General features: G+C 71.0%; 15 protein-coding genes. 2 read left to right on the forward strand and 13 right to left on the reverse strand.

All coding sequences use genetic code 11. The features are described 5' to 3' along the window. The first annotated feature begins 17 nt into the window (after positions 1-17). Both polA and acpA read left to right on the forward strand, forming a co-directional pair. Positions 18-2,807, forward strand: a complete 2,790-nt coding sequence (gene polA / locus IM725_RS17515; RefSeq protein ID WP_193781939.1) for a DNA polymerase I — start codon at positions 18-20, stop codon at positions 2,805-2,807. A gap of 43 nt (positions 2,808-2,850) precedes the next feature. Beyond that, a complete protein-coding gene (acpA, locus tag IM725_RS17520) occupies positions 2,851-4,398 on the forward strand; it encodes an acid phosphatase (protein ID WP_193781925.1) in 1,548 nt (515 codons plus the stop codon). Positions 4,399-4,405: 7 nt separating this feature from the next. Here the strand turns inward: acpA and IM725_RS17525 are convergent, their stop codons facing one another. The 13 genes from IM725_RS17525 to IM725_RS17585 all read right to left on the reverse strand — a co-directional run bounded on the left by IM725_RS17525 (position 4,406) and on the right by IM725_RS17585 (position 14,628). Continuing rightward, positions 4,406-5,314, reverse strand: a complete 909-nt coding sequence (locus tag IM725_RS17525; protein ID WP_193781926.1) for a type II secretion system F family protein — start codon at positions 5,312-5,314, stop codon at positions 4,406-4,408. A gap of 12 nt (positions 5,315-5,326) precedes the next feature. Then, the gene (locus IM725_RS17530) at positions 5,327-6,310 is read right to left on the reverse strand and encodes a type II secretion system F family protein (RefSeq protein ID WP_193781927.1); all 984 of its coding nucleotides are present in this window, start codon (positions 6,308-6,310) and stop codon (positions 5,327-5,329) included. 10 nt (positions 6,311-6,320) lie between these two features. Next, entirely contained in the window at positions 6,321-7,700 is a 1,380-nt protein-coding gene (locus tag IM725_RS17535) for a CpaF family protein (RefSeq protein ID WP_193781928.1), read from the reverse strand. 27 nt (positions 7,701-7,727) lie between these two features. After that, the gene (locus IM725_RS17540) at positions 7,728-8,876 is read right to left on the reverse strand and encodes an AAA family ATPase (protein ID WP_193781929.1); all 1,149 of its coding nucleotides are present in this window, start codon (positions 8,874-8,876) and stop codon (positions 7,728-7,730) included. 36 nt (positions 8,877-8,912) lie between these two features. Further along, positions 8,913-10,067 (reverse strand): pilus assembly protein TadG-related protein, encoded by a 1,155-nt coding sequence (locus tag IM725_RS17545; protein WP_193781930.1) that lies wholly within the window; start codon positions 10,065-10,067, stop codon positions 8,913-8,915. Continuing rightward, the gene (locus tag IM725_RS17550) at positions 10,060-10,518 is read right to left on the reverse strand and encodes a TadE/TadG family type IV pilus assembly protein (protein ID WP_193781931.1); all 459 of its coding nucleotides are present in this window, start codon (positions 10,516-10,518) and stop codon (positions 10,060-10,062) included. The genes IM725_RS17545 and IM725_RS17550 overlap by 8 nt, the downstream gene beginning before the upstream one ends. 59 nt (positions 10,519-10,577) lie before the next feature. Next, entirely contained in the window at positions 10,578-10,781 is a 204-nt protein-coding gene (locus tag IM725_RS17555; protein ID WP_193781932.1) for a Flp family type IVb pilin, read from the reverse strand. A gap of 30 nt (positions 10,782-10,811) precedes the next feature. Then, complete coding sequence (locus IM725_RS17560) at positions 10,812-11,015, reverse strand: Flp family type IVb pilin (protein WP_193781933.1); 204 nt, start codon at positions 11,013-11,015, stop codon at positions 10,812-10,814. Positions 11,016-11,054: 39 nt separating this feature from the next. Then, positions 11,055-11,258, reverse strand: coding sequence for a Flp family type IVb pilin (locus IM725_RS17565; RefSeq protein WP_193781934.1), 204 nt, complete (start codon positions 11,256-11,258; stop codon positions 11,055-11,057). Between the two features lie 98 nt (positions 11,259-11,356). Further along, positions 11,357-11,629: a hypothetical protein gene (locus IM725_RS17570; RefSeq protein WP_193781935.1), complete on the reverse strand. Its 273-nt coding sequence runs from the start codon at positions 11,627-11,629 to the stop codon at positions 11,357-11,359. A 4-nt stretch (positions 11,630-11,633) separates the two neighbouring features. Then, positions 11,634-13,202, reverse strand: coding sequence for a type II and III secretion system protein family protein (locus IM725_RS17575; protein WP_193781936.1), 1,569 nt, complete (start codon positions 13,200-13,202; stop codon positions 11,634-11,636). A gap of 16 nt (positions 13,203-13,218) precedes the next feature. Further along, positions 13,219-14,073, reverse strand: coding sequence for a Flp pilus assembly protein CpaB (gene cpaB / locus IM725_RS17580; protein WP_193781937.1), 855 nt, complete (start codon positions 14,071-14,073; stop codon positions 13,219-13,221). A gap of 15 nt (positions 14,074-14,088) precedes the next feature. Continuing rightward, positions 14,089-14,628: an A24 family peptidase gene (locus IM725_RS17585; protein WP_193781938.1), complete on the reverse strand. Its 540-nt coding sequence runs from the start codon at positions 14,626-14,628 to the stop codon at positions 14,089-14,091. Between the last annotated feature and the right edge of the window lie 177 nt (positions 14,629-14,805).

Genomic DNA, 14,805 nt, shown 5'->3' on the forward strand with positions numbered 1-14,805 from the left:
CGCCCGCGTCGCGCCCCGTGGTGCTGCTGGTCGACGGCTCCAGCTACCTGTACCGCGCCTTCCATGCCATGCCGGACCTGCGCGCCGTGCCCGGCGACCCGTCCAGCCCCGCCACCGGCGCCATCCGCGGCATGATCAACATGCTGCAGAAGCTGCGTCGCGACGTGCGGGCCGACTACGTGGCCTGCATCTTCGACGCCCCCGGTCCCACCTTCCGCGACGCGCTCTATCCCGACTACAAGGCGACGCGCTCGCCCATGCCGCCCGACCTGCGGGCCCAGATCGAGCCGATCCACGAGGTGGTGCGCCTGCTGGGCTGGAAGGTGCTGAACGTGCCCGGGGTGGAGGCGGACGACGTGATCGGCACCCTGGCCTGCATGGCCACGGCGCGCGGCTGCCAGACCGTGATCTCCTCCGGCGACAAGGACCTGAGCCAGCTCGTGAACCCGCAGGTCACGGTGATCGACACCATGAACGACCGCACCCGCGACGTCGCCGGCGTGGAGGCCGAGTTCGGCGTGCCGCCGCAGCTCATGGTGGACTACCAGACCCTGGTCGGCGATGCCGTGGACAACGTGCCGGGCGTGGAGAAGGTGGGCCCCAAGACGGCGGTGAAGCTGCTCAAGGAATACGGCTCGCTGGACGCGCTGGTGGCCCGCGCGCACGAGGTCAAGGGCGCCGTGGGCGAGAACCTGCGCAAGGCGCTGGACTGGCTGCCCAAGGGCCGCGCGCTGCTCACCATACGCACCGACTGCGAGCTGGCCGAGCACATCCCCGGCCTGCCGGCGCTGGACGACATCGCGGTGCGCGAGGGCCAGGACACCGAGGCGCTCAAGGCTTTCTACGAGAAGTACGGCTTCAAGGGCCTGGCGCGCCAGCTCGACACGCACGCGGTGCCGCCCGAGCTGCTGGAGGAGCACCAGTCGCAGCGCAAGCTGGGGCCCGGGCCCGCGGCCGGCGGCCTGTTCGACGAGCCGGACCTCTCCGGCCGCTCGCAGGCCAGCACCCTGCACTACGACACCGTCTTCACCTGGGCGCAGTTCGACGAATGGCTGGCGAAGATCCAGGCCGCGGAGCTGGTGGCCGTGGACACCGAGACCAGCTCGCTGGACGAGATGCAGGCCGAGATCGTGGGCCTGTCCTTCAGCGTGAAGCCCGGCGAGGCCGCGTACATCCCGCTCGCCCACAGCTATGGCGACGCGCCCGCGCAGCTGCCGCGCGAGGAGGTGCTGGCGCGCCTCAAGCCCTGGCTGGAGGACGCCGCCCGGCCCAAGCTGGGCCAGCACGTCAAGTACGACCGCCACGTGTTCGCCAACCACGGCATCGAGGTGCAAGGCTACGCGCACGACACCATGCTGGAGAGCTACGTGCTGGAGGTGCACAAGCCGCACGGCCTGGCCAGCCTGGCCGAACGCCACCTGGGCCGCACCGGCATCGACTACGAGACCGTGGCCGGCAAGGGCGCGCACCAGATCCCCTTCTCGCAGGTGCCGGTGGACAAGGCGGCCGAGTACTCCTGCGAGGATTCCGACCAGACCCTGGACGTGCACCTCGCGCTGTGGCCCAAGCTGCAGGCCGACCCCAAACTGTCCTTCATCTACGGCCTGGAGATGAAGAGCAGCGAGACGCTCTACCGCATCGAGCGCAACGGCGTGCTGATCGACGCGGCCGTGCTGGCCCGGCAGAGCCAGGCGCTGGGCCAGCGCATCATGCAGCTGGAGCGCGAGGCCCACGACCTCGCCGGCCAGCCCTTCAACCTGGGCTCGCCCAAGCAGATCGGCGAGATCCTCTTCGTCAAGCTCGGCCTGCCGGTGGTCAAGAAGACCGCCAGCGGCGTGCCCAGCACCGACGAGGAGGTGCTGGAGAAGCTGGCCGAGGACTACCCGCTGCCGGCCAAGCTGCTGGAGCACCGCGGCCTGTCCAAGCTCAAGGGTACCTACACCGACAAGCTGGCGCAGCTGGCGCTGCCGCGCACCGGGCGCGTGCACACGCACTATGCGCAGGCCGTGGCGGTGACGGGGCGCCTGTCCAGCAACGACCCCAACCTGCAGAACATCCCGGTCAAGACGGCCGAAGGGCGGCGCGTGCGCGAGGCCTTCATCGCGCCCCCGGGATGCCGCATCGCCAGCGCCGACTACAGCCAGATCGAGCTGCGCATCATGGCCCACCTGTCGGAGGACGCCGCCCTGATCCGCGCCTTCCGCGAGGGCGAGGACGTGCACCGCGCGACGGCGGCGGAGGTCTTCGGCGTCGCGCCGGCCGAGGTCACGTCCGAGCAGCGCCGCTACGCCAAGGTCATCAATTTCGGCCTCATCTACGGCATGAGCAGCTTCGGCCTGGCGCGCAACCTGGGCATCGACAACGCGGCGGCCAAGAACTACATCCAGCGCTACTTCGAGCGCTACCCGGGCGTGAAGCAGTACATGGACGAGACGCGGCTCGCCGCCAAGAGCCGGGGCTACGTGGAGACGGTGTTCGGCCGGCGCCTGTACCTGCCCGAGATCAACTCGCCCAACGGCCCGCGCCGCGGTGGCGCCGAGCGGCAGGCGATCAACGCGCCCATGCAGGGCACGGCGGCCGACCTGATCAAGCTGGCCATGGTCAAGGTGCAGGACACCCTGGACGCGCAGGGCCGGCGCACGAAGATGATCATGCAGGTGCACGACGAACTGGTGTTCGAGGTGCCCGAGGACGAAGTGGAGTGGGTGCGCGTCGAAGTGCCGCGCCTGATGGCCGGCGTGGCCGAGCTGCGGGTGCCGCTGCTGGCCGAGATCGGCATCGGCTCGAACTGGGAAGAGGCCCATTGAGGCCGGGCCGCGGCGCGGCCGCGGCCGAACCAAGGAGACAAGCATGAGATCTCAGACGCTGATCCGGGCCCCGTTGCGGGCCGCCGGCCTGCTCGCGTTCCTCGCACTCGCCGGTTGCGCAGTGCAGGCCCCGCCGCAGCCGCAGGGGCTGCCCCAGGCCGCGGCCGACAAGCTGCAGCGCGTGGGCCATGTGGTCGTGATCTACGCCGAGAACCACAGTTTCGACAACATGTACGGGCTGTTCCCCGGCGCGAACGGCATCGCCAACGCCACCCCCGCGCAGTACACCCAGCTGGACCACGACGGCACGCCCCTGCCCGAGCTGGTGGTGTTCGGCGCCAACGGCAAGCCCGACCCGGCCTTCCCGCGGATGCCCAACAAGCCCTTCCGCATCGATGCGCCGCCGGTGAACCGGCCGCCCACCACCCTGGTGCCCAGCCCGATCCATGCCTTCTTCCACAACCAGGAGCAGATCAACGGCGGGCGCAACAACATGTTCGCCGCCCTGTCGACCGTGGGCGGCTGGGTCATGGGCCACTACGACGGCAGCCAGTTCAGGCTCTGGCACTGGGCCCAGGAGTACACCCTGGCCGACAACTTCTTCATGGGCGCCTTCGGTGGCTCTTACCTGAACCACCAGTACCTCATCTGCGCCTGCGCGCCCCGGCACGAAAACGCCCCGGCGGCCATGGTGGCGCGCCTGGACGCCAACGGCAAGCTGGAGAAGAAGCCCGGCTCGCCCTCGGCGCGCGAGGGCGCGGTGCAGGTCTGGAGCAGCGGTGGCGGGCAGGTCACGCCCGACGGCTTTTCGGTCAACACCTCGCAGCCGCCCTACCAGCCCAGTGGCGTGCCGCCGGCCCCGGGCGGACCGCTTGCCCTGGCCGACCCCGCGGGCTCCAAGGCCGCGGGCGTGCCGGTGCCGCCGCAGACCGCCAGGACCGTGGGCGACACGCTGAGCGCACGCGGCATCGACTGGGCCTGGTACGCGGGCGGCTACCGGGCCGCGCTGGCCGACGGCATGCAGCCGCCCGGCGTCAAGCGCAGCGTGATCTACGTGCGGGCCCCGGGCTCGCCGAACTTCCAGCCGCACCACCAGCCCTTCAACTACTACGCCCGCTTCGCGCCCGGCACCGCCGACCGCGAGCGCCACCTGAAGGACGGCGAGGACTTCCTGCAGGCCATAGAGCGCGGCACGCTGCCGCCGGTGGCCTTCTACAAGCCCGCCGGCGTCAACACCCAGCACCCCAGCTACACCGACATCGCCACCGGCGACGAGCACGTGGCCGGCGTGCTGGAGAAGCTGCGCGCCAGCCCGCAGTGGAAGGACATGCTGGTCATCGTCACCTACGACGAGAACGGTGGCTACTGGGACCACGTGGCGCCGCCTGCCGGCCCGGGCTGGGGCGACCGATTCGGCCCCGGCACCCGCATCCCGACCCTGCTGGTCGGGCCCATGGTCAAGCGCGGCTTCATCGACCACACGGCCTACGACACCACCTCCATCCTCAAGTTCATCACCGAACGCTTCGGCCTGGAGCCCCTGCCGGGCGTGCGGCGCAACATGGGCGACCTGACGGGGGCGCTGCAGTAGGCGCGTCTCACTGGCCGCTGAGCAGCGGCAGCAGGGTGCGGGTGATCTGGATCAGGGCCGGGCCCAGCATCACCAGGATGATGGACGGGAAGATGCAGATCACCAGCGGGAACAGCATCTTGCCCGGCACCTTGGCCGCCATCTCCTCGGCCCGCACCTGGCGCTTGTGCCGCAGGTCGTCGGAGAACACGCGCAGCGAATCGCCGATGCTGGTGCCGAAGCGGTCGGCCTGGGTCAGCATGGAGGCGAACACGCCGATCTCCTCCACGCCGGTGCGCAGGGCCAGGTTGTGCAGGGCCTGCTCGCGCGAACCGCCGGCCCGCATCTCCAGGTTGGTGAGGTGCAGTTCCTCCGCCAGCGGCAGGCTCTTGCGCTTCACCTCGTCGGCGACGCGGGTCATGGCCGCGTCCATGCCCAGGCCGGCCTCCACGCAGACCAGCATCAGGTCGGCGGCGTCCGGAAAGCATTCGAAGATCTCGCGCCGGCGCCTGCGCACCAGGACGTGCAGCACGTAGTTGGGCAGGTAGCAGCCCACCAGGGCCGCCAGCAGGATGTAGAACAGGAAGGACAGGCCCTCGGCGTGCGCCGACCCGCGCAGCGCCAGGAAGGCCGCGAACGCGCCCAGCACGGGCAGGGCGGTCTTGGCCGCGAAGTAGGCCAGGCGCGCGTTCTCGCCGCGCAGGCCGGCCTGCATGAACCGCAGCCGCAGGGGCGAGCGGTCCCAGTCGCCGCTGGGCGTGGTCAGCCGGGCCAGCGGGCCGGCCACGCGCACCAGCGTCTCCTGCCAGCCTTCGCGGGTGGCATTGCCGGTGATGGCCTGCAGGCGCTGCTCGCCCGCGCTCGGGCTGGCCCAGACGGCGAAGGCGGCGACGGCCAGCGCCACCGCGAGGAAGACCAGCGTGGAGAGGATCAGCATGCGCGTTCTCCTTCAGACCCGGATGCGCACGATGCGGCGCATGATGAAGATGCCGACCACCATCAGCAGCGCCATGCCCTTGAGCATGACCAGGCCCATGGGATCGGTCCACAGCGGCGACATGAAGGCCGGGTTGAACACGTTCATGAGGGCGCCCAGCGCGAAGGGCATCACCACCAGCACCCAGGCCGAGAAGCGGCCGTTGGCCGACAGCACCCGCACCTTGCCCTGCAGCTTCTGCCGCTCGCGGATCAGCGCCGCGAGCTTGGCCAGCACCTCGGTGAGGTTGCCGCCGCTGTCGCGCTGGATCAGGACCGAGACCACGAAGTAGCGCACGTCCGTGAGCGGCAGCCGCTCGCCCAGGCTGCCCAGCGCCTGCTCCAGCGAGACGCCGAAGCTGATCTCGTCGTGCGCCATGCGCAGCTCGCCGGCCAGGGGCTCGGGGGCCTCGTCGCCGGCCATCTGGAGCGCGGCGGTGAAGCCGTGGCCCGCGCGCATGGCGCGGCCTATCAGGTCCAGTGCCTCGGGCAGCTGGGCCTCGACCCGCCGCAGCCTGCGCCCGCGCCAGAACGCCACGTAGGCTAGCGGCAGCGAGGCGGCTGCCAGCCCGCCCGCGAGGGCGGGCATCAGCGGCATCCAGACCCACAGCCGCAGCACCGCGGCCGCCGCGAGCGCGACCGCCGCGCAGGTGCCCAGCAGGCGCGCCAGGGACCACCCGAGGCCGGACTCCAGCAGCACGCGCTGCAGCGGCTGCAGCCGGGGCAGGGCACGCAGGCGCTGCTCCAGCGGCGAAGGCTCGCGGGCGCCGCCGCCCTTGACGGCCGACACCGACGCGGCGCCGCGTGCGGCCAGGCCGCGCAGGCGCTGGCGCCGCCGCCGTGCTTCGCCGCCATGGCGGCCGCGCCACCACAGCACCCCGGCCTCCACGGCCAGCACCACGGCAATGAACACCAGCACCAGCGTGGTCTGCAGGGAGTTCGAGAGGATGAAGTCCATGGCCGCTCCTTCAGCGCAGCATGCGCTGCGGGTCGAACGTGGATTCGGGCAGCTGCACGCCGAAGGTGCGCAGCCGCTCGGCGAACTTGGGCCGCACGCCCGTGGCCTGGAAGTAGCCCTCGACCTCGCCCTCCGCCCCGACGCCGGTCTGTCGGAAGGCGAAGATCTCCTGCATGGTGACCACCTCGCCTTCCATGCCGGTGATCTCCTGCAGGCTGGTCACGCGGCGGCGGCCGTCGATCAGGCGCAGCACCTGCACCACCACCGTGATGGCCGAGGCGATCTGCTGGCGGGCGGCCTTCTGGGGCAGGCCCAGGTTGGCCATGCCGATCATGTTCTCCAGCCGCATCAGCGCGTCGCGGGGCGAGTTGGCATGGATGGTGGTGAGCGAGCCTTCGTGGCCGGTGTTCATGGCCTGCAGCATGTCCACCGCCTCGGCGCCGCGCACCTCGCCGATGATGATGCGGTCCGGCCGCATGCGCAGCGCGTTGCGCACCAGCGCGCGCTGCGTGATCTCGCCACGGCCCTCGATGTTGGCGGGACGCGTCTCCATGCGCACCACGTGCGGCTGCTGCATGCGCAACTCGGCCGCGTCCTCGATGGTGACGATGCGCTCCCCCGCCGGGATGAAGCCCGAGAGGATGTTCAGCAGCGTGGTCTTGCCGGCGCCGGTGCCGCCCGAGATCAGCATGTTGACCTTGGCACGCGCCAGGCCTTCGAGCACCAGCGCCATGTCGGGCGTGAGCGACTTCAGGTCGCCGACCAGGTTCTCCATGCGCAGGGGGGTGTGGCCGAAGCGGCGGATCGAGAGCAGCGGGCCGTCCAGCGCCACGGGCGGGATGACGGCGTTCACCCGCGAGCCGTCCGGCAGCCGCGCATCCACCATGGGGCTGGATTCGTCGATGCGCCGGCCGACCAGCGAGACGATCTTGTCGATGATTCGCAGCAGGTGCTTCTCGTCGGTGAAGCTCACCCCGGTGAGCTCCAGCTTGCCGCGCCGCTCCACCCAGACCTGGCGCCATGAGTTGACCAGGATGTCCGACACCGCCGGGTCGGCCATCAGCAGCTCCAGCGGCCCGAATCCCAGCATCTCGTGCTGGATGTCGCGGATCAGGGAGCGGCGCTCGATGTCGTTCACCGGCGCGGCCTCGTCCTGCAGCAGGCGCTCCACCATGGCGGAGATCTCCTGGCGCAGGGTCTGCGGCGGCAGGGCCTCCAGCGCCGCCAGGTCGAACTTGTCGATCAGCTTGAGGTGCAGCCGGCCCTTGAGCGCCTGGTAGGCGTCGCTGGCCACGGCCGGCGGCGGCGGCGCTTCGGGCAGGGCCTGCACCGGCTCGGCCGGTGCGACGGGCACGAGGCGCGCGGCGCCCAGCTTTTCACGGAAGGACATGGGGGGCTCCCTGGGGTGTGGATTGGGTCAGGCGCGGCCGAACCAGCGCGTGAGCAGGCCGCGTCCCGCCTCGGGGCGCGGCTGCAAGGACTCGGCGAACTCGGCCAGGGTGCGGGCCACGCCGCTGCCGCGCGCGCTGCGGGCCACGGGCGCGCCCTGGTCGATGGCCCCGTTCACCTCGCGCCATGCGTTGGGAACGGTGCGCAGCGTGGCCGCGCCCAGGGCGCGGCCGATCTCTTCGAGCGACAGCGTGTTGCTGCGCTCCCAGCGGTTGACGATGAGCTCGGTCTTGTCGCTGCGGTAGCCCAGCGCGTCGAAGGCGGCCAGCAGGCGCCTGGCGTTGTGGACGGCGGGCAGGCTCGCCTGCAGCACCGGGTAGATGCGCGTGCAGCGGTCCAGCGCGTGGATGGCCAGGGTGTCCAGCAGGCGCGGCAGGTCCAGCAGCACGAAGTCGTAGCGCGCCGCCGCGACGGCCAGCAGCTGGTCGATGTGCTCGGGCTTCACCTCCATGGACTGCGTCAGGTCCAGCGGCGCGGCCAGCAGCGCGAAGTTGGGCGCCACGTTGACGCAGGAGGCGGCCAGCAGCGCGCCGTCGAGCCGGGACGTGGCGGCGGCCACGTCCGCCAGCGTGCTGGCGGGGCGGCCGTCGTGCACGAAGGCCAGCGCGTCGCCGAACTGGATGTTCAGGTCCACCAGCAGCACGCTGCTGCGCTCGGCCAGCAGGGCCGCGAGGTTGGTCGCCAGGAAGGTGGCGCCGCTGCCGCCCTTGCAGGGCATGAAGGCCAGGATGCGGCCGCTGCGGCGCCCCGCGCCGGGCAGCTTGGCCTCGATGCGGCCGGCCATGGCCCGCAGCGCCTCGGCCGAGGCGGGCGAGGGCAGCACCTCGCGAACGCCCGCGCGCATGGCCTGCATCAGGAAGTCCGGCGTGTGCGTGGGGCACAGCAGGACCACCGCGATGCGCGGGTACTGTTCGCCCAGTTGCTCCACCGCGGACAGCTCCGACGGGTCGCAGCACATGCCTTCGACCAGGACCAGGTCGGGTGACTCGGCCTCGGCGACGGCCCGCATCCGGCTCTTGCCGCCCTCGGTGCAACTGACCTGGTGCGAGGCGGCCGTCAGCACCTCGGCCATGGTGCGCAGGTTCGCGGTGTTGGGGGAAATGATGGCTATCTTCATGGGCTCCGTCCGTCTCTGGGGGTTGCGCTGTCGTGGTCAGTAGGCGAGCCGCGGTGGCGTGTAGCTGCCGTAGAAGGGCCCGATGCCCGAACCCGGCGTCACGGTGGACGGGATGAAGTGGCCCTGGATGTACTTGCCGCTGCCGCCCTGGATGTCGCTGATGTGGAAGCCGGCGAAGGCCGTGATCGGCGCCGTGCCCTTGGTGCTCAGGTCCGTGCTGTCCACCACCACCACGGTGACGTTGGCGCCCGGCGGCGTGGGGTACTTGGCCTCGAGGTCGTTGTAGGAAGCCGTCTTGGTGCCGGGCTCGATCCAGGTCGGGTCGCCGATGTTCAGCGTGATGGGGTTGCCGTTCGAGATCAGGCTGGAGATCGCCGACTGGCTGTTCACGTCCTGGTTGAAGCTGGTCCACTGGCCCGAGCTGCAGCTGCCGTAGTGGTAGGCGCTGCCGATGCGCACCTCCCAGGGCTGCCCGACGACCGAGATGCCGTAGGGGTCGGGCGGGTTGCCGGTGTAGATCACGGGCTGTCCGGTGCTGGCGTTCCAGAACTGGTCGTACATGCACTTGTTGATGGCCTGCGGGATGACCGAGTCCGGGAACACCATCGAGGGGCTGGAGATCACGGCCACCGCCTGCGCTGCCATGGGCACGCCCGTGCCGCCGCCGCTGTACATCAGCTGGGTGAGCATGGCGATCGGGCCGTTGTTCACCCCCGTGTCCTTGGTGACCGACACGCGCACCGCCGGCTTGTCGTAGGTGCCTATGGGCGAATAGTTGATGTTGAAGCTGCCGCCGGACGGCGCCTTGGTCAGCAGGTTCCAGTAGCCGACCTCGATCGTGTGGCCCGCGTCCGTGGCCGAGAGGGCCAGGTTGTCGGCCGAGTTGCTGGCCAGCTGGGCGGCCGCGCGGGCGGCGGCGCGGGTCCAGTTCAGGCTGCCGGGCAAGGTGGGCAGGCAATTGCTGGAGGAGGCCGGGTCGGAGGCCCGGGTGAGGCAGTTGGCGCCGGCGAGCGCGGCCGAGTCGGCGGCGTTCTGCAGCTCGTTGCGGACGATGAAGATGCGGCCCACGTCCAGGGCCAGGATGGCGAAGCCGGTGAGCACCAGCAGCAGCCCGGCGCACAGCACGAGCATGGAGCCGCGCAAGAGGCGCCGCGCCGGCCGGCGCAGGGCGATGGCGTGTGCGTCATTCATGGTTCATCTGCGTGGTGGCGGTCAGCGTGATGGGGCTGCCGATGCTGGTGCCCGTGCCCAGCCCCCACCAGCTGCCCAGCGAGAAGCCGCGCACTTCGTAGGAGATGCTCACGCTCACCGGCGTGTTGAAGCTGGGGGCGCTGGACGGGTTGACGCTGATGACCGGGTCGGCGCTGCCCGAGCAGGTGGCCGTGCGCGTGCCCGCGTTCACGGTGATCAGGGTGGCCTGGGCGTAGTTGCAGGCCACCTGGGCGATCGCGCTGGGGCTCCAGGTCGCGGCCGTGAGGATCACGCCGGCGCGTGCCGCTTCCCGGCTCGCGTTGGTGATGATCGCCTTGTTGTAGACCAGCATGCCGAAGTCCAGCACGGCATACAGGATCAGCACGAAGAAGGGCAGGGCCAGCGCGAATTCCACGGTCTGGGAGCCCTTGTGGCGGCGTCGTTCGATCATGGTGGGGTGTCCGTGTCTGGCGAGGCGGGCCGGCCCCGGGGATGGCCGGCCCGTGTTCCTCAGCTGCAGGTGGAGCCTGCGGTGAAGCAGGTGGTCAGGCGCGTGACCAGGGCCGTGAACGAGCTCTTGAGCCCGCCCGTCGCGCCGCCCAGCGCGACCACCAGGCCGATGGAGACCACGGCGATGATGAGTGCGTACTCGACGACCTCGGAGCCGTCTTCCTCGCGCACGAAATTGCGGATGGCGTTCTGGATGTGTTGCATGGCGATGCCTTTGCGGTTGGTGAAAGGGGTTCAGCTGCAGGTGGAGCCGGCGGTGAAGCAGGTGGTCAGGCGCGTCACCAGGGTGGTGAACGAGCTCTTGATGCCGCTGGCCGAGCTGCCCAGCGCGACGACGAGGCCGATGGAGACCACGGCGATGATGAGCGCGTACTCGACGACCTCGGAGCCGTCTTCCTCGCGCATGAAATTGCGGATGGCGTTCTGGATGTGTTGCATGGCGATGCCTTTCTGGGGTTGGAAAAGAAGGGGAGGGGTTCAGCTGCAGGTGGAGCCGGCGGTGAAGCAGGTGGTCACGCGGGTGACCAGGGTGGCGAAGGAGCTTCGGATGCCGCTGCTCGCATCGCCGAGGGCGACCACCAGGCCGATGGAGACCACCGCGATGATCAGCGCGTACTCGACGACTTCCGAGCCGTTGTCCTCGCGCACGAAGGCGGCGATGGCTTTCGTGATGTGCTGCATGTCAAACCTCGTTGGGTGAAGGATTGCGAAGGGGTTGGGGGATGGATCCGGTCGGCGAGCTAATCCATGGTCGTCCTCCTTGCGATGGGGCCGGGGCGTCAGCGACCGGCGCTGCCCGTGGCGCCGCCGATGTTGATGACGTTGACCACCGGGGGTGGCGACTTGAAGCTGTCGTGGTAGCGCTCGATGGCCTCGGCCGCCGAGCGCCCGTCCAGGCCGGGCAGGGCGGGCGTGCCCGCCGGGTTGAGCGTCATGCGGGCGCGGGCGTCCTGCACCGCCAGCCCGAAGAAGGTGTCGTAGCGCGGGGTCGCGCTGTTGGCGCAGGCGGCCAGCACCAGGGCGCTGGCGATCAGGGGCAGCAGGGGGCGCATGGCGTCATTCCTTGGGTTGGGCCACGGGGGCGGCGGGCGATTCCAGGGCACCGTTGACCAGCGCCTCGTTGCGCGTGGGCGGCACGTGGTGGTCGGTGGGCAGGGCGATGGGGCCTTCCAGCGGCTTCACCAGCCGCGGCGTGACCACGAACATCAGCTCGGTCTGCTCGTTCTGGAATTCGGTGGAGCGGAACAGCGCGCCCACCACCGGCACCTCGCCGACGCCGGGCAGGCGCTCCAGGGCTTCCTTGGAGTTGTTGCGGATCAGGCCGGCGACCACGAAGCTCTGGCCGTCGCCCAGCTGCACGGTGGTGTCAACGCGCCGGGTGGTGAACGAGGGCAGCACCGCCGTCGTGCCGTTCACGGTGGCGAAGGGCGAGCCGGTCTGCGACAGCTCCGAAGCCTCGGACACCAGCTTGAGGTTGATGCGGCCGCCGTCCAGCACCGTGGGCGTGAACTTCAGCCCGACGCCGAATTCCTTCTCCTCCAGCGTGATGGTGGTGCCCGTGGTGCCGTTCGCGTTCTGCGCCACCGGGATGAAGATCTTGCCGCCCGACAGGAAGCTGGCCGACTGCCCGCTCACGGCCAGGATGTTGGGCTCGGCCAGCACGCGCACCAGGCCGTCGGTCTTGTTCGCCTCCAGCGCCAGCGTGCCCCAGCCCGTGCGCATGGCCTCCAGCAGCGTGCCGCCGCCGGACAGGAAGTTGGATACGGCGGAGAACACGTTGGCGCCGCTGCTGGTGCTGCGGCTGATGTTCAGGCGCGAGCCCAGGCGGTCCAGCAGCGTCTTGCTGACCTCGGCGATCTTGACCTCCAGCATGACCTGCTGCGGGTTGCTCACCTGCACCAGGTTGACCAGCTTGCGGTCGCCGTAGGCGCCGGCCACCGCGAGCAGCTGCTGCATGCGGCCGGCGTCGCGCACGGTGCCGGTGAGGACCAGCGCGCCCTCGGCCGCCCGCACGTTCACGCCCGGCTCGTCGGGAATCAGCTCGCGGAAGGTGGCCTGCAGCGCCGCGGGGTCCACCGTGACCACGATGTCCTTCACCAGGCAGCGCCCGTCCGTGCCCTGCAGCACCACGTTCATGGACCCGGGCTGGCGCCCCAGGAAGAAGAGCTCGGTGGGGCTGAGCAGGGTGACCTCGGTGTCGGCCACGCCGCCGCTGCCTGCGGACCCGGCCGCAGCGGCCGTGGCGGGCGGCGCGCTGCCGGCGGCGCTGGACGCGCTGTTCAGCGGCCGGCCGGCGCGGGCGCTGCCCATGCCGCCGACCACGATGCGCGCGGCGGGAAAGGGCAGGCGCACCACCTGCGACTTGCCCAGCGCCAGGGTCGTCACCGGGTCGATGGCGACCGACTGGCAGGGCTGCAGGGCCGGGGCGGCGGCGGCCGGGGCCGTGCGCAGCACGGCATGGCGCGCCAGGGCCGGTGCAGTGGCCGGGCTGCCCACGGCCGGGGCCTGGGCGCCGGCCAGGGCCGGGCAGGCCAGGGCGAGCGCCAGGGTGGCGAGGCGGGGCAGGGCCCCGATGGCGCCGCGGGCGCAAGTCAGGCGGAAGGCGGGGACGTTCTTGTTGTTCATGGGGTCCTTCCCGGGCTCAGAAGCACTCGAGGGCGCGCATGTTGTTGCGGATCACTTCGACGCAGGTGGCGGGGCGCGCCGGCACCGGCGCCGGGGCGGGCCGCGGCACGTAGCGCACGGGCTGCACGGCCGGGCCGGCGCCGGCGGCGTGCGTCTCCTGCTCGGCGCGGATGCGCAGCAGGTCGTTCTTGGTGATGCCCGCCGTGGCCACGGCCTGCTTGTCGAGCTGGTTGCGCAGCACCAGGGAGAGGGTGCCCACGCTGCGCGCCAGGTCCAGCTTCTCGGCGTCGCCGGGGCTGACCTCCAGCGTCACCGCATTCACCACCTTGGGCTTGGTGTCGTCACGGCTGGCTTCTTGTGCGACGGCCAGCACCAGCACCTGCTCCAGCACGGTCATGCTGACGGGCGTGGGCGTCTCGTTGCGGCCGCGGTCCTGCTGGGCGTTGACCATCACGTCTACGTAGTTGCCAGGCAGGGCGAAGCCCGCCACGCCGACCACGTCGTTGACCCGCACGGTCATGGCGCGCTTGCCGGACTGGATCACGGCCGACAGGCCGCCCTGCGTGCCCGCCGGGGCGAGCTTGCGGTCCTGGATCGCGTCGCCGCGCAGCACGCCGACCTTGAGCACGCGGTCCTGCAGTTCTGCGGCGTCCTTGAAGGTGCCCGGGGGCACGGCCGCGGTGGGCCATTCGACGGTGGTGAGCATCTGCGGGTTGATGCGGCTGCCCAGCTCGATGTCCACTGCGGCGACCACCACCTTGCGCGAGGCGTTGCCCGCGTACTGGTTCATCCAGCCGGCGGCATAGATCGCGGCGGCGAGGCCGGCCAGCAGGGCCAGGGCGAAGAGGCCGACGGCCTTGAGGTTTCTCATGGGACGCTCCTTGACTTAGACGAGGTGGACCAGGGCGAGCAGCGTGAGCGTCCCCACGCACAGGGCGCTGGCAAAGGGAAAGGTGCCGGCGGAGTCGTGCACGCGCAGGTCCAGCCCGCCGCCCGCGACCAGCGCGCTGGCGTTGGCCTGCACCAGCCCGCGCACGTTCACCAGCAGCTTGCGCAGCACGCCGCGCCAGGCCGCGAAGCCCAGGGCCAGCAGCCCGGCCGCGATGAAGGAGAAGACCAGGGCCACCACCACCTGCGGGGCGCCCAGGAAGGCGCCGCACACTGCGGCCAGCTTGGCGTCGCCGGCGCCGACCACGCGGGTGGCGTAGAGCGGCAGCATCAGCACCAGGCCCGTCGCCAGGCCGGCCAGGGCCTGGCCGAAGCCGGGCAGGCCGTGGGCCGGCAGCAGGCTGGCGAGCAGGCCTGCGATCGCGCCGCCGAAGCTGAGGCGGTTCGGCACGCGCAGGGTGCGCACGTCGATGACCAGGGCGACCAGGAGCAGCACGGCCAGGAGGCCGTCGCGGAGGAGCGCATTCGTGTCTTGCATGGCGTGTTCCGTTCAGGTGCTGGCAAGAATAGGAAGCGGGCGTGCGGGCCGGAATGAGCGCGTCCTCCCGTTTTGCATGGGGGGCCTCCCAGACTGGCGTGGGAGGGGGCGCCCGCGTCCAGGTGTGGTTCAGGGCCCAGGCGGCGCACGCCGCGGGCCGGCGGGAACACCAGGCGC

Origin of the sequence: Ramlibacter aquaticus (assembly GCF_015159745.1) — a bacterium.
GTDB classification, from domain to species: Bacteria; Pseudomonadota; Gammaproteobacteria; order Burkholderiales; family Burkholderiaceae_C; genus Ramlibacter; species Ramlibacter aquaticus.

What these genes read in the sequence shown, in the direction of transcription:
- acpA (WP_193781925.1), top strand. Translation starts at nt 2,851, where the DNA reads ATGAGATCTCAGACGCTGATCCGGGCCCCGTTGCGGGCCGCCGGCCTG.
- IM725_RS17525 (WP_193781926.1), bottom strand. Translation starts at nt 5,314, where the DNA reads ATGCTGATCCTCTCCACGCTGGTCTTCCTCGCGGTGGCGCTGGCCGTC.
- IM725_RS17530 (WP_193781927.1), bottom strand. Translation starts at nt 6,310, where the DNA reads ATGGACTTCATCCTCTCGAACTCCCTGCAGACCACGCTGGTGCTGGTG.
- IM725_RS17535 (WP_193781928.1), bottom strand. Translation starts at nt 7,700, where the DNA reads ATGTCCTTCCGTGAAAAGCTGGGCGCCGCGCGCCTCGTGCCCGTCGCA.
- IM725_RS17540 (WP_193781929.1), bottom strand. Translation starts at nt 8,876, where the DNA reads ATGAAGATAGCCATCATTTCCCCCAACACCGCGAACCTGCGCACCATG.
- IM725_RS17545 (WP_193781930.1), bottom strand. Translation starts at nt 10,067, where the DNA reads ATGAATGACGCACACGCCATCGCCCTGCGCCGGCCGGCGCGGCGCCTC.
- IM725_RS17550 (WP_193781931.1), bottom strand. Translation starts at nt 10,518, where the DNA reads ATGATCGAACGACGCCGCCACAAGGGCTCCCAGACCGTGGAATTCGCG.
- IM725_RS17555 (WP_193781932.1), bottom strand. Translation starts at nt 10,781, where the DNA reads ATGCAACACATCCAGAACGCCATCCGCAATTTCGTGCGCGAGGAAGAC.
- IM725_RS17560 (WP_193781933.1), bottom strand. Translation starts at nt 11,015, where the DNA reads ATGCAACACATCCAGAACGCCATCCGCAATTTCATGCGCGAGGAAGAC.
- IM725_RS17565 (WP_193781934.1), bottom strand. Translation starts at nt 11,258, where the DNA reads ATGCAGCACATCACGAAAGCCATCGCCGCCTTCGTGCGCGAGGACAAC.
- IM725_RS17570 (WP_193781935.1), bottom strand. Translation starts at nt 11,629, where the DNA reads ATGCGCCCCCTGCTGCCCCTGATCGCCAGCGCCCTGGTGCTGGCCGCC.
- IM725_RS17575 (WP_193781936.1), bottom strand. Translation starts at nt 13,202, where the DNA reads ATGAACAACAAGAACGTCCCCGCCTTCCGCCTGACTTGCGCCCGCGGC.
- cpaB (WP_193781937.1), bottom strand. Translation starts at nt 14,073, where the DNA reads ATGAGAAACCTCAAGGCCGTCGGCCTCTTCGCCCTGGCCCTGCTGGCC.
- IM725_RS17585 (WP_193781938.1), bottom strand. Translation starts at nt 14,628, where the DNA reads ATGCAAGACACGAATGCGCTCCTCCGCGACGGCCTCCTGGCCGTGCTG.